Source organism: Prosthecobacter sp., from assembly GCF_020439865.1.
Lineage (GTDB): Bacteria > Verrucomicrobiota > Verrucomicrobiia > Verrucomicrobiales > Verrucomicrobiaceae > Prosthecobacter.
In genome coordinates, this window is the sequence record NZ_JAGRPF010000132.1 from 40,539 (window position 1) to 54,916 (window position 14,378).

Here is a 14,378-nt window from a genome sequence, read left to right on the forward strand (position 1 = left end):
TCTTTTTGGGATCAAGCCAGCCCGTTGGACTGGCAATATCGGAGGATTTCGACCGTTCCCTTGAGACCGGTTTTTCGACAGAGGTTGTGCTTGTGCACCGCCACCGTTCTGGGGCTGAGGGAGAGATCTAGCGCCACCTGCTTGAGGCTTTTGCCACGGGCGAGTTGAATGAGAACTTCCAACTCGCGATTTGAGAGCCTTTCATGCACCGGGCCGGGGAAAGAAGACTTGTGAATGGAGTGGTTGAAAAGCTTTTGCGCCAGAGCGTGGGAGATGTAGCTCCTCCCCGCCATGGTGGCGCGAATCGCCTCAAACAACTCGATGGGGGGCGCGTCTTTGGCCACGTAGGAGCGGGCACCAAGCTGCAAGGTGCGTTTTACAAAAGTCTCCTCTTCATGCATTGACACCGCAATAATCAGCGGCGGCTCCGGCAGGGTGCGCAGTTCCGTTGTGAGTTCCATCCCCGAACGGTCGCCCAATTCGATGTCCAGAAGAGCGATGTGAAACCGGCGGTTCCGAGCCTCCGCCATCGCGTCGGCGCAGCTGCCGGCGGAAGCCACTGTTGCCTGCAAGAAATGGGTCCGAAGCAGAGATGTAAAAGCTTCCCGGACGAGCGCATGATCATCGACAACGAGAATGTTGAACGGGGAGTCGGGATTCATGAGAGGCTCGCTCGCAGTTCGGTTGCGCGTTATCATTGAGGTGCCACCGCAGGTTGGACATGTGCCGTCAGCGAGACTCGGAAGTTGCCCCCTGCTCCATTTCGGGTGACTTGAATCCGCGCGCCGAGAAGCAGGCATCTCGCCTCGATCCGCGCGACTTCGGATCCCGCCCCGGCGAGGCTCCACATTCCATCATCGCCGTCATGGTCGATCGTGACCTCCACATGGTCAGGAGATGTCAAACAGACCACTTCAACCCATGAAGTGCCCGAGTGGTGCACAAAGTGTCGCAGTAGCGACTCCATAAGGCGGAAGAGATTGAGCCTCGAGATGATATCAAATTTCGGCTCCTCCCCATTGATTTGCAGAACTATGGAACCTGCGAAGTTCGCTCCCTGGGTTCTGACGAGCTGTTGGAGAGCGGCGGCCAGTCCAAACACTTTCAGAACTGGCGGATACTGCTTCTCCTGTAGATCCCGAACATGCTGGAGAGCCTCCCGCAGCGCTGCGTCGAGGCTTCCCAAGAGTTTGCAGGCGCTCTCCAAGTCACCTCCGTTCGCGATCTCATGACGGATCATTTCTCCCAGCGAAGTGCATGCCACCATGCTTCCCGAGACGTCTCGGTGAAGATTTTGGGCTAGCTCAACCCGACTCTGGTCCTCCTCCCGCAGAGCAATGCTTAACACCTGCAGCAAAGATCCAGCCATCTTGTTATCCAAGTTGAGGGCGGGGGGCATGGGCGAGTGATGGCCTGAATTAAGGGCGGGTGGCATGGGCGAGTGATGGCCTGAATTCGAGTCCCAACTCGTTCGGAAGTAGCCGAGAATTTAGTAAATCTAGGACTCGAGCCGTTCGCCGAAAACTCATCGCCCGAATGGTGTCAGATATCGCTAAGTGCCTAAATGTGAATGACAAAGCCATGAGAATGGAAGCCGAATCGGTGTGGAAGCTTTGTTTAGAAGCACAGGGAAGTCGCGATCACATCTAAATATTAATTTAATATTTAGGAAATTGTCTTGAAACCACGGGTGAGCCGATTGGCAAAGATGTCTAAACAAATGACATGAACATAAATAAACCTAGTTTTAATAAATAATGGGCAGTTGAAAGCTATAGTCTGCCGCATGTATCTCAACACAGCCCAACCGATCGCCGCCATTCATGATCGGATCTTAATCGTATCTCCTGATCCGCCCGCCAAGGAGGATCTGTTGATTGCATACGCCCTCCAGAACTCTGAGCCGGACACCGGCACCTCTGCCCTTAACGTCGCGAAACAGCACGGTGACCGAAATAGAACCGGTGCCACGCAACTCGAGGTGGTGTGTTCCGCTCATGAGAGCGAGGCTCTGGTTTTGATCGAAAACGGACTTCGGCAGCAGGCGCCATTCTTCGTTGTGTTCATCGATGGCCGGCTGTTTCACGGCAAGGAGTATCGCTCCATCGTTCAGCGCTTTTGGAAGGTGCAAAGAAACCTTCATATCGTGATTCATTCGGTATCTCAGATGAGTGGCTTTGAACAGATTCCGGTTGAACTTGGTCCGCAGCATCGGCTGCTGGTGCTCAAATACCGTCTTGTGCCTTTTGAGATTACTCAGATCGCCCGGACGCTCGCGGACAAGCAGTCTTCTGAAGACAAGACGGTCTACCGGGAAATCGATCTCAAAGCGCAACTGCTTGCGGCTACCACTCAGTTTGAAGACGCAAGCAACCGGTTGCGTGTCGAGCGGGACCGCTGCCGACAGTTGGAGGAACAATTGTGTCGCAGCCAGCGATATGAAACGGTGGGCCGGTTCGCTGATTCCATGGCACATTTCTTCAATAACTACCTCACGGTGATTCAGGGGTATCTGGACATGGCGAGAGCGGTGCAGGCGGGTGATCCCGATCAGGAGGCGCGCTTAGAGAAGCTCTATGTGGCCACAAAACACACAGCCGATGTGACGAGTCAGTTTGTGTCATTCAACAGACGCGATTATCTCCAGCCGAAGCCTTCGGATCTCGCCCGAATTATTGACTCGCAAGCAGCCTTGCTGCAGAAGGCGCTGGGAGAAAGCATCGTCATCCAGATCAAACACAAACCTGACATTCCGGCAGTTCTGGCTGATCCAGCATGCCTCGAGCAAACGCTCTTCTCGGTTCTCATTCATGCCCGTGACGCGATGCCCAACGGTGGACGCTTGATGATTCAAACACATGAAATGAATCTTGCTGATGAAGCATCCGCACGCCGCGTAAATCCGAAAGCGATGCCAGGTCACTATGTGGTAATCGTCATCTCCGACAATGGAAAAGGCATGGCTCCTGCTGAAGTCGCAGGGATGTTTGACTCATCGAGGCTGCTGCAGGACTCCGAGTCACGTGCCGACCTCGCTATGATTCTGGCCCAAGGCAGGATGCACTTGCAGCGGGGATGGATCGGCATCAGCAGCGTTCAGGACGTCGGAACTGAGTATCGTATATATCTTCCGGCAGTTCGGGATGCGGCCTGCCTAGCGGGCGAGGCTGGCCCAGAATCGAATCACACTGGCGCGCAAGGCGATGGCACTACGATCTTGATCGCCGATGATGAGGAGTCTGTGAGGCTGGTGATGGAGTACGTGCTTACCAGCCAGGGACATCAGGTTTTGGTCGCAAAAGATGCCACCCAAGCCTGGGATCTCTGGCGGAAACATTCATCGCTCATTCAGCTTGTGATCACGGACATCCAAATGCCCGGCGGCAGCAGCGGCTTCGATTTGGAGAAAGCCATCACGGACATGGATCCCACCGTCCCGGTTATCCTCACCTGTGGATACTGCTCTACCAAGTTCCCCAACGCGATCGAACTTCGCGAAGGGGAGAATTTCCTCTCCAAACCCTTCGGCATGGTGGAACTGCTCAACATCGTGGGGCGGGCGCTTCAGAGTTGCTCACGGCTGTAAGATGATTGGAGCAGGCCCAGTCACCTCAATTCGCCAATTGCCATGATCGCGCAAGTAGCTCCCGATCGTGGCGTTTCTTGGAGTGCTCCTGTGTCACACGGTTTCCATCGCTAGACGCAGGGGTTCTGGAGTAAACTGCGGCAAGTTCCGGATCCAGCCAGCGAGCAACGCTGCGGGAAAGCTACAGCCATGAACCTCGACGCGCCACCCCAACCTCCCGCCTCGACGGGCGAGGATGTCTCGCGCCATCTGTTGATTCAGGTGGATGATCGCGGGACCGTCGTTGCTGTCCATGGCACATGGAATCCGTTTCACCTCCCATCGGGTGAAAAAGTGCCGCTGCCGCAGTGCGGCGAGGACTGCTTCGAGATTCTTGGGATGGCGGCCATGACGGGATGTGAGTGGGCCCGCTGTGCCACGGAGGGACTTCGTCAAGTATTGAGGCACAAGAAACCTCTGTCTCGCTTTGAGTTCCGCTTGCCCGTAGGGCAGGGAGCTTCGCTTCGGATCCAAAACATCACGCAATCCTTCTCCACCCCAGACGAGCGAGGTGCGCTCATCAATTGGCTGGACATCACTCAAAATGCAGAGGGGGATCCTGGCGGGTACTCGCTTTCGACGGTGGCCACCTCGAGAATCTGCATGGACTTTCCTGCCGTCATTCTCACCGACATGGATGGACATGTGTGCCAGATCAGCGAGCATTTCGCGGATGTCGCCGGAGCACTGGCACACGTCTCGGACGGTATCGGAGTCGAGAGTCTTGTTCATCCGGACGATACTGCGCAGATGCTGCAGGCAGTGGCGTCCATTCGTTCCGGTGAATCAGAGCATGCCGTGATCGAGGTCCGACTCCCCGGAAGGATGGGTGAAGCCCCATGGTTCGAATGCAAGCTTTCCGTCATCAAGGAACCCTCCGGCAAACCCAAGCGCATGGTGTTTCTGTGGTCGGACCTCGCATCCATTCATCAAGGCCGCACCGAACTCCGCTTGCTGCAAACTTCGGTGGCAATGGTGAACGACATCGTGCTGATCACCGAAGCGGAACCTATCGACGAACCAGGACCCCGCATCGTATTCGTGAACGAAGCATTCACACGGCTTACCGGTTACAGCCCTGGCGAGGTCATCGGCCGCAGCCCTCGGTTCCTCCAGGGGCCGGAGACTGATCGCGGTGCGCTGGGCCGCATTCGAGCGGCCCTCGCTGGCCATAAGCCCGTCAAGGAGGAACTGATCAACTATACCAAGAGCGGAGAGGCGTTTTGCCTTGAGATCGATATTGTGCCGATCTCCGATGCGGGCGGACGCACAACTCACTTCGCCGCCATTCAACGCGACATCTCGGCCCGCAAAGAAGCGGAGCAAAAGCTCTTGCGAGCAAACCGCCGCTACAGCGAGCAGCGCAGGACCCTCGCAAGGCTGATGAAAGGTGGCTTGATGCAGGCCCCGCGGCCAGACGAGGCTTTTCGAGAAATCACCGAACTCATCGCGGACGTCATGAAAGTGGAGCGGGTCAGCATTTGGAGATTTTCGTCAGACCGAAGTTCCATCTTCTGCCATGCGCTATTTGAGGCCTCCTCTCGGTATCACTCAGCAGGTCTGGAACTCCTTGAGAGAGACTTCCCCTCGTACTTCGCTGCGCTGGCCCACAATGAACTCATTTCAGCGGACGATGCCGTTCATGACGCACGCACATGCGAATTTGCCAACAGCTACCTTCGACCGCTGGGAATCACCTCCATGCTGGACGCTCCACTGCACGTGGGCGGCCAGTTGGCAGGAGTGCTCTGCCATGAACACATAGGCCCGCCGCGGACGTGGGGGGAGGAAGAACAGAGCTTTGCCGTGTCGCTGGCCAATTTCATCTCACTGTTGCTGGCTCAATGGGAGCACCGGCAGTCTGAGGAAAAATTGCGCCAGCAGGCATCCCTCCTCGACAAGGCCAACGACGCCATTCTTGTCCGTGAACTGGACCACACTGTCACATACTGGAACAAAAGTGCCGAAAAGCTCTACGGCTGGACGTCTGAAGAAGCCCTCGGTCGCAAGGTTTCCGAACTGATCTATAAGGACACTTCGCAATTCGACGAACAGACCGCCAAAGTGCTTACAGACGGTGAATGGAAAGGTGAGATCCGGCAGTCAGGCAAGCACGGGGAGGATCTCATGATCGAAGCCCACTGGACACTCGTCCGCGATCCGGAAGGTCGTCCCAAGAGCATTCTTTCAATCAACACAGACATCACTAGGAAAAAACTTCTCGAAGACCAGATCTACCGCTCGCAGCGCATGGAGAGCATTGGAACGCTGGCCGGCGGTGTGGCTCATGATCTGAACAATATACTGACACCGATCATGATGGCGGTGGATCTGCTCAAGAAAAAGGAAGCGAGCGATACAGACCATGAGAGTCTTGATTCCATTGCGGCCAATGCCAGGCGAGGTGCGGAGATGATCCGGCAGTTGTTGTCCTTCGCCAAGGGGGTCGAAGGAAGACGTCTCCCGGTCTCAGTTTCTGAAGCGCTGCAAGAGGTCCGTCGCTTCGTCCGCGACTCTTTCCCGAAGAACATCACTCTGAAGGTTCACAGTGATGAAGATCTGGAACCCATTGCCGGGGACCCCACCCAACTCCATCAAGTGCTCCTCAATCTGTGCGTGAACGCACGGGATGCGATGCCAACGGGAGGCGAACTCAAAATCACAGCGCAGAACATCGAGGTGGACGCTCAATATGCTGCCGCATATCTGGATGCGACTCCGGGGCAACACATCATGATCACCGTGGAGGACAATGGCGCAGGCATGACTTCCGATGTGATGGACAAAATGTTTGAACCCTTCTTCACCACCAAGGAAATCGGCAAAGGCACCGGCCTCGGCCTATCTACCTCACTGGCCATCATCAAAAGCCACGGTGGATTTGTTGCGGCGAGCAGCCAACCCGGCAAGGGCAGCAGGCTTGCGGTGTACCTTCCAACCGGGCAGTTTGGGACGCTTGTCCCACCTGCCACTGAGCACGAACCCACGCCCGAAGGAGCAGGCGAAGTCGTCCTGGTTGTGGATGATGAAGCCTCTGTGCGAGACATCACACGGCGCACCTTGGAGTCGCACGGCTACCGGGTCCTTCTGGCCTCGGACGGCGCGGAGGCTGTCTCTGTCTATTCCAATCACCAAAACGAGATCGCATTGGTGCTGACAGACATGATGATGCCGGTGATGGACGGTTTGCAGACGATTCAAGTGCTGACAAAAATTGATCCTGCCGTTCGCATCATCGCTGCCAGCGGGGTGCTCTCGCCTGAAGGTCAGGTCCAGGCCGCCAAGGCGGGAATCGTGCACTTCCTCGCCAAACCCTATGATGCCCGGACCATGCTGCGAGCGTTGCATGATGTCCTACATGCCGCCAAGATTCCCTCTACCTCCAGAGAGGGCGCTTGAATCGGGGGAAGCTCCCAAGAGCGCCGCCAGAGCCTCCAGCAGAGCACCAGCCGTGTAGGGCTTGCTCAAAAAATGAGTCACACCCAAACTGCTTACTTGCGCCTGCATTTGCTGGTTGAGACCACTGGCACCGATGATGGGAAGTCCGGGGTGAATGCGAAGCAGCGCCTGGATGAGCGAAGGTCCATCCATGTTTGGCATCATCATATCAGTGATGACGGCAGCCGGCTGCTCATCGTTTTTCAGGAAGGTGGCAAGGGCATCCGTTCCATCCGCCGCCGTCACGACCCGGTAGCCAAATGCCTCCAGCGTATGTGTTGTAGCGGTGAGAATGGGAAATTCGTCATCGACCACAAGGATGAGTTCTCCCCGGCCCATCCGTCCCGAGGAGGGAGCCAACCTGGCCTCAATCTTCGTTCGAGAGGGCTTTGCGGGCAGAAACACCCGAAAGGTCGTTCCTTTGCCGGTCTGACTGCTCAGATCGATGAAACCGTGATGCGATTTGACGATGCCTGTGGTCGTGGCCAATCCGAGTCCTGTGCCCTTTCCAACCTCTTTCGTTGTAAAGAAGGGATCAAAAATCCGGTCTCGCACCTCAGCCGGGATCCCGGTGCCAGAGTCGCTGACCTCGAGCACGACATACGGCCCCGGCGTGGCATCCGGATGCATGCTGGCAAACTGCGCATCCACGTCGAGATTGACGGCGGAAATTGCCAGGCGGCCGCCATCCGGCATCGCGTCCCGCGCATTGACGCTAAGATTGAGCAAAACCTGGTGAAGCTGGGTGGGATCCGCCTCCAGATTCCAGATGTCGTCGTCGCATGTCACGATCAATTGTATTTCCTTCGGGAAGGTCTCAAGAATCAGGTGTTCGATGTCGCGAATGATTTCACGCGGGCTCAGGAGCATGCTCCGATTTTCGACGCCTCGGGCAAAACTCAAAATTTGCCGCACCATGTCTGCTCCCCGGTTGGCGCTGCTTTCAAGAGTATTGAGCAGCTCAATGTCGCGAGGATGCGAGAGCTTCATCCTCAGGATCGTAAGTGACATCAGGATTGGGGTGAGAATGTTGTTAAGATCGTGGGCAATGCCGCCCGCCAGTGTGCCGATGCTCTCCATGCGCTGTGCCCGCAAGAATTGGGATTCCATGCGGCGTTTCTCAGTCACATCGGTCATGAACCCCTCGATGTATTGCAGATCACCTTGTTCGGAGGGAATTCCCTGGCCGCGTTCCCAGATCCATCGTTCTTCGCCATCCGCACGGCGGATCCGGTAGGTCATCTCAAAACGCCGACCAGCGGCGACCGCTTCGTCCACGCTTCGCCGGTAATGCTCCTGGTCGTCGGGGTGAATCAATTCGCCAAAAGATGCCCGGCGATTGCTCACCAGTTCATCCGCTTCATAGCCTGTGATCTCCCTGCAGCCTTCACTGACGAATTCAAGCGTCCACTGCTCGTCGATTCGCGATCGATAGGCTGCGCCGGGCAAGTTTCCCATGAGGGTGGAAATCATGCGCTCGTTTTCACGCAGGGCTTCGATCGCCCCCTGCCGCTCCTTCTCCTTGGCAGCCGTTTCCAAAGCGAATGAAAGGTTGTCCGCGAGGGCGCTGAGAACTCGAATTTCCTCATCCTGAAAGCAGTTGCAAGTATCAGCGTAGATCAGCAGCACGCCGACCTTCCTGCCACCGGGCATCAATGGGAAGGCCGCGCTGGCGCGGTATCCGCGCTCCAGCGCTCTTTCTCGATAGAAAAATGACTCGTCGTTGCCGATGTCATTCGAGATCGCATGCCTGCCGCTCCGGAATGCCCGTCCACCTGGCCCACGGCCCATCGGCTCGTCTTTCACCGTCAGGTTGAGGTTTTGCAGGTAGCCGTTTTCGTGCCCGGCGCAGGCGGCTGGAATCAACGTCTCACTCTTCTCATCATGGAGGCCAATCCATGCCATTCGCATGCTGCCCTTATCCACGGCGATTTGTGCCGCAGCCTCATACAGTTGCTGAGGATCGCGGATACGGACGATGGCTTCATTGATGCTGCTGGACATCGCGTGCAGGCGGTTCAGACGGAGCAGCCGCTGCTCATCCAGTTTGCGCTCGTGAATGTCGAGCGCGGATCCTGCCATGCGATAGGGTTCCTGGTGCTCGTTCCATAGAGCCTGCCCGCGGGCCTCGAACCATCGATATTCTCCCGACTTCACAAGGATGCGATACTCGATGCAGAATAGCTCGTGCCGCTCAAGATGGGCTTCGAGCGCCAATTTCACCAGCGGGAGATCCTCAGGATGCATTTTCTGCTCCCACGCATAGAAGAGGCTCGGAAACTCCGATTGAGTGTACCCGAGAAGTTCCCGAAACCTAGGGGAATAGTACACACCACCAGTGCGAATGTCCCAGTCCCAGACCCCGCCGGTTGAGCCACTGGCAGCAAGCGCATAGCGTTCCTCGCTTTTTCGTAGCGCCAGCTCCGCCTGATGCCTCTCCAACTCCGCCGCCGCACGAACGGCAAATAGCTGAAAAATCGCTTGTAGTCGCACTCTGTGATCAAGGGCCGTGTCACTAAATGCGGCAATCATGCCGATGACCCGTCCATCGACCGCGTGGAGCGGGATTCCCATGTAGGAGCTCACGCCCAATTGCTGCAGCATTGCATCGTCAGGGAAATGCAGCTGCACATCCTTGTCGTAATAGCAGACTCCGCCGCTGGCGACGTTATAACATGGGGTGCCAACCAGGGAGCGTATTTGGTTGGGCTGCACTTTGCCGTCCGCACAAAAGCCCAGCGTCTGGATCATGCGGTCCCGCTCCGGGATGAGCATGGCCACGATGGCATACTTGGCTTCCAGCGTTCTTGCCAGGTGGAGACACATTGACTGGAAGAAAGTTTCGCCCGTGCGGGAGTTTACACCATCCGCCATGGCCCTCAGGGCCTCTTCAACCTTTTTCTCGACAGTGATGTCCGAAGCGAGGCTTAAAATTGACTGGATCTCGCCTTGTTCGTTCAGCAACGCAGAATTGTGCCACTCGCACACAAGGACACGGCCGTCCTTGCTCAAGTTGCGGTTGACGCAGGTGGTGCGCGACTCAGACCTGTCGAGGAGGCAATTTAAGGCAGCCTCGACCCGCGGGAGGTCATCTGGGTGAATGAACCCCCAATCAGTATGATGACGGCCCACAACATCGGCGGCATTCCATCCGAATATTTTCTCTGCCTGTGGAGACCATCTCCATATGCGCCCACTTACATCACGTTCAACGAACGCCAAGGTGGTTCCCTCCAGCTGTGAAAGCAGAGTCGCGTGCGCCTGCTGCTGCAGCGCTTCCTCCTGCTCGATGCGCGCGGTGATATCTCGCAGATTGCCAATGATCGCAATCGCCTTGCCCTCGGTATCTCTTACAATCGAACGGCTTTCGTTGATCCACCTGTAGTGATCATCTTTGCGGCGGAAACGATACTCAAGCACCGGGTGAAAGTCATCATGCGATTGAATGTCTCCAAGGCGCGGCAGCCGGTCTTGAGCCAAGGGGTGATCTTCTGGATGCATCCGTGAGAGCATGAGTTTAATCCCGCCTGCGATGCACTCATCCACACTAAACCCAAGCACTTGTTCCACCGCAGGACTGATGTAGTCGTACGTCAGTGTCGGGAGGTTGAGACAATAAACAGGGTCTTTGGAATTCCCGAGCACCGAACGGAATCTCTCCTCGCTTCGGCGAAGCTCGTTTTCCGCCTGTTTTCTCCTGGAAATATCGCGCACCGTGACGATCAAGCGGACATCCCCGGCGACTGTGGCCATGCGTATATTCACCTCCACCCAAAACACCCTTCCGGAACGGGTGCGTGCCTGCCAATCGAACAGTTGCGGCCCCTCCTGCGTGGCCTTTTGCATCCACTTTCTCGCCTCTTCCTGAGTGTAGGGCGGCACGTTGGCGCTGAGTTCGGACACGGACAGAGTTCTCATCACGTCGGGCGGCCAACCGTAGAGTTCGCACGCACGATGATTGACCTGCAAAATCGCCCCAGACTCTGCGTCATGCACGAAAACAGCATCATTGAGGCAGTCAAAAACGTTGCGATACCATTCTAATTCACTGCTTTTGTCCTCGTCACATTCGGCGGTTTTCGCGGGCATGAACAAATCAAAGTGGTTAAGGGTTGAAGAACTCCTCTGAGAAAGTGAATTTATGGATTGCGTTCACTTCGAGTCATTTCTTTAGGTTCCTCAATGACTCCGTCGAGATTTGCACATATCGCCGCGGCCAGTGCTTTCACCCCTTGCTCCTTGGAAACATAACCATGGACATCCGGGCGGGTGAGCACGGGCAACATGTCCACGCTGGAGTGATTGCTGAGGAGAATCGCCTTGCAATTGCCCCGATCTAAAGCCGCGGCCCCATCTAGTAGATCGATGGCGGTACCGTCCGGCAGCGTCATGTCCGCGACCAAAACATTCACATCGTGCGATCTCAAGGCATCAAGCGCCTCTGCTACGCTGCCAGCAGTCAGGACCTCAACATTGGCCAGATAGCGCGTCAGTGCGTCGTGGACCACGGAGCGGTAGCTGGCGTGGTCTTCCACCAGCAGAACAGTTCGTAAACGTGTGAATTGCGTATCTCGCGAGCTCATGAAGGATCATTATCTTTCCAAGGTTGCTTGTAATTGCGATAACATACAGCAAAACAAACACGTGTAGTCTGGAACAACGAGAATGAATAATGATTTAGACCCATGCATCCCAAGGCTTGCTGGTGCATCCACGCAAGCAGTCGAGGAATCCCTCGCGAAGCGAAGCGACTTTCTCGCCGCCGCAGGGCATGAGATACGTGGTCCCCTGTCCAGCATCCTTGCACAAGTCGAGACGCTTCGGGACGAGCTCTATGGCACTGTGAATGAAGGTCAGAAAAAGGTGCTGGATTCCATGCGGGCAAACACTGCTGAAGCGATTCATCTCGTGACAGACTGGGTCGGGCTTCAATCTCTCGAGTTCGGCGAGGTCGCGCTGACTCCGTCTGACTGCCTCGTTCGTGACATCTGTGAAGAAAGCATCCGCCATTTGCCGAAAAGTCTATGCTCCAGAGAAGCTCAAATCGTCGTGGATGTCGATCCTGTCGTCCTTCGTGTTACCGCCGATGCGCGCCGCTTGATGCATGTGATCATTGAATTTGTGTGCGCCTCCGTTTTGTCGTTTCCCACCCGGAGCCGCATTCATCTTCATGTTTCGCATTTCGAAGGAAGCCTCCGGCTGAAGGCATCTACCAGCCAGGAGGCGTCTCCGAATGTTGCCGCATTGGACGCGCCAGCTCCGTTTAGTTTCGACTCCGCTCAGCTGGAGCGCTTGCGAAAACTGAAGCCCATTGGCATGGCCGTGCTGGAGAAACTCGTCGCCATCTCCGGTGGAACTCTCGCCTGCACCCAGCGCGCAGCGCCGGACTTCAACCTTTGCCTCAGCCTTCCTCTCCCCCTGGCACACGACGATGGAGTGCTGCCGGCCGTGGTCGCATCGTCACCTGTTACCGGCGACTCACTAGCCCCCGCCTCGAATGGCCCCGTGACGATCCTGATCGCCGACGATCAACCCGCTCTGGTCAGTGTTGTCCGCAACTACCTTGAATCCCTGGGTTTTGGTGTGATCACCGCCCGTGATGGACAAGAAGCCGTGCAGCAGGTTTTTGCTCATCACCCGCAGCTTGTTTTAATAGATGTCCGCATGCCGGTCTTGGGCGGTCTGGAGGCGATCAGGAAGATCCGGGAATCATCGAATCCCTCGATTCGCGCCACGGCGATCATCAGTCTCTCTGGACTTGCCGGTGCCGGAGACAAGGAAAAGTGCCTGGCCGCAGGAGCGTCGGACTACATAAACAAACCCTTTGGCATCAAGGAACTCGATGATGTCATCGCCAAGTTCGTGAACTCCCCTGACGAGCACGGGTTGTCCCAGGCTTCGTTCAGGGGCACAGTCGCAAAAAGCTCGTTCTCACGCGAAAACCAACGATAGCTAAAAAAAACGCTCGGCCCAATTATTCCTTTAACTTCCTCGTTCTCCGCTTCGTCATTGGCTTCAATGCCGATGCGAGCAGGCTGTGTGGTTCAAACTCATTAAAGCATTAGGCCAGGCATCCCAATGCTTCAAATTCACCCTCGAGCATGTGCTAGCGCGGATCGGGTCGTGCTGGGATCCGGGAGCAACCACCCATCGATAAAAGGACAATGGTCGTCGACACGTTTGTAAATACTCGCATCGACCTACTGTGCGCAGGCGGAAGTCTAGCAGTCAGGTGGTGCGAAGCCAATCTCGTTACTTAGGTCTCCGAGCGGCCAGATTTGATTTGGCAGCGCAGTGGCAAGTCAGGTCTATGAAGTGGATTGTTATCGATGTGAGCGGTCCCGCCTGCACGCACAGGCGGGATCGCGTGGTTACAGATCACAAGCGGTGATCCAAGTGGCCGGGGGCGTTGCCTTCGGGGTCGGCGAGCACAGTTGCCTTGGCGGCATGGCCGTCGCGATCACGACCGGTGAGAACGAGAACGGGCAGAGCCTGCCCATCCAGTTCGTCCCAGTAAATCGCAAGGATCTGGCGGCCGACGAGCTTCTGGTAGTGCTCGCGCTCGATGCATGAAGGCTGGCTCACGACAGGAGGCCCACGTGGGTGTCGAGCAGACCATGCAACGCCTCGGTGCGCTTGGGGAGTTCGGCAAGGTTGCCGTCCTTCAACGATTCGGTGAACGCGTTGAACAGCGACCAAACGTTACGTGGCTCAAAGGCGTCATGGCGTGGTTCGCGCCATTCGTGCAGCACGGGTGGAATGAGCCGGTTGGAACACACGCCGACATCGGTGGCGCGAATGACAAGGTCATGGGCTTCGATGTCGGTGATCTCGGCTTCCTTGTAAGCGGCGATGCGTTTGTCTTGATCGTGCCATTTGGCGAGCAGGAGTCCGACGGAGCGGCTGACCAACTGAGGCAGGTCGCGCACGATGAACCGCGTGTGTTTGCGCGCGAACTTGATCTCACCTGAGAACGAGAGGTTGTCGCACACGAAGACACTGGCCCCGGCGACGATGCCGGCGGGGAACGTCTTGTCGTGGCTGTTGCGCAGGCCAAGCACCCAGCAGTAGTCGTCGCTGGATTTCTGAGCGTGGACTTCCATGAGGCCAAAGTAGCGCTGACCTTCGTGGGACAACGAATGGGCCTGCGTGCCGATGCGCAGGTTGGTGGTGGCCAGGGTGCGCTGAACGGTGCTGATGAGTTCCGCATGCGGGATGGGACACCAGCTCTGCGTGTGGCGCGGCGTGGCCACCGCACGGACTTCGTCGAGCTCGACGTGCGATGCTCCGCAGTGGAGGGTGAGGTTCGGGCTGC

At 56.6% G+C, this 14,378-nt stretch carries 9 protein-coding genes; 3 read left to right on the plus strand and 6 right to left on the minus strand.

Annotation, left to right across the window (positions count from 1 at the left end):
• Window positions 1-11: 11 nt before the first annotated feature.
• Entirely contained in the window at window positions 12-662 is a 651-nt protein-coding gene (locus KDL09_RS15605; protein WP_294386976.1) for a response regulator transcription factor, read from the minus strand.
• A 32-nt stretch (window positions 663-694) separates the two neighbouring features.
• Entirely contained in the window at window positions 695-1,399 is a 705-nt protein-coding gene (locus KDL09_RS15610; RefSeq protein WP_294386979.1) for a hypothetical protein, read from the minus strand.
• Between the two features lie 387 nt (window positions 1,400-1,786).
• Here KDL09_RS15610 and KDL09_RS15615 point away from each other — a divergent pair, with 387 nt between their 5' ends.
• Together KDL09_RS15615 and KDL09_RS15620 are read left to right on the plus strand one after the other, a co-directional pair.
• The gene (locus tag KDL09_RS15615) at window positions 1,787-3,586 is read left to right on the plus strand and encodes a response regulator (RefSeq protein WP_294386981.1); all 1,800 of its coding nucleotides are present in this window, start codon (window positions 1,787-1,789) and stop codon (window positions 3,584-3,586) included.
• 261 nt (window positions 3,587-3,847) lie between these two features.
• Complete coding sequence (locus KDL09_RS15620; RefSeq protein ID WP_294386997.1) at window positions 3,848-7,024, plus strand: PAS domain S-box protein; 3,177 nt, start codon at window positions 3,848-3,850, stop codon at window positions 7,022-7,024.
• Here the strand turns inward: KDL09_RS15620 and KDL09_RS15625 are convergent.
• The gene (locus KDL09_RS15625; RefSeq protein WP_294386983.1) at window positions 6,980-11,152 is read right to left on the minus strand and encodes a PAS domain S-box protein; all 4,173 of its coding nucleotides are present in this window, start codon (window positions 11,150-11,152) and stop codon (window positions 6,980-6,982) included. The two genes, KDL09_RS15620 and KDL09_RS15625, sit on opposite strands and share 45 nt — an antisense overlap.
• Window positions 11,153-11,202: 50 nt before the next feature.
• The gene (locus KDL09_RS15630) at window positions 11,203-11,646 is read right to left on the minus strand and encodes a response regulator (protein WP_294386984.1); all 444 of its coding nucleotides are present in this window, start codon (window positions 11,644-11,646) and stop codon (window positions 11,203-11,205) included.
• Between the two features lie 733 nt (window positions 11,647-12,379).
• Between KDL09_RS15630 and KDL09_RS15635 the strand changes: the two genes are divergently transcribed.
• On the plus strand, window positions 12,380-13,015 hold the full coding sequence (locus KDL09_RS15635; RefSeq protein WP_294386988.1) for a response regulator: 636 nt from the start codon (window positions 12,380-12,382) through the stop codon (window positions 13,013-13,015).
• Between the two features lie 426 nt (window positions 13,016-13,441).
• On the opposite strand, the gene KDL09_RS15640 is transcribed toward KDL09_RS15635, so the two are convergent.
• Both KDL09_RS15640 and KDL09_RS15645 read right to left on the minus strand, forming a co-directional pair.
• Window positions 13,442-13,648, minus strand: a complete 207-nt coding sequence (locus KDL09_RS15640; protein ID WP_294386993.1) for a hypothetical protein — start codon at window positions 13,646-13,648, stop codon at window positions 13,442-13,444.
• Window positions 13,645-14,378: DUF932 domain-containing protein (locus KDL09_RS15645; protein WP_294386994.1), on the minus strand; the 734-nt coding region annotated here is incomplete at its 5' end. The genes KDL09_RS15640 and KDL09_RS15645, both read right to left, overlap by 4 nt.

Coding starts and splice junctions, on each gene's coding strand:
- KDL09_RS15605 (WP_294386976.1), bottom strand. CDS start 662: ATGAATCCCGACTCCCCGTTCAACATTCTCGTTGTCGATGATCATGCG.
- KDL09_RS15610 (WP_294386979.1), bottom strand. CDS start 1,399: ATGCCCCCCGCCCTCAACTTGGATAACAAGATGGCTGGATCTTTGCTG.
- KDL09_RS15615 (WP_294386981.1), top strand. CDS start 1,787: ATGTATCTCAACACAGCCCAACCGATCGCCGCCATTCATGATCGGATC.
- KDL09_RS15625 (WP_294386983.1), bottom strand. CDS start 11,152: ATGCCCGCGAAAACCGCCGAATGTGACGAGGACAAAAGCAGTGAATTA.
- KDL09_RS15630 (WP_294386984.1), bottom strand. CDS start 11,646: ATGAGCTCGCGAGATACGCAATTCACACGTTTACGAACTGTTCTGCTG.
- KDL09_RS15635 (WP_294386988.1), top strand. CDS start 12,380: ATGGCCGTGCTGGAGAAACTCGTCGCCATCTCCGGTGGAACTCTCGCC.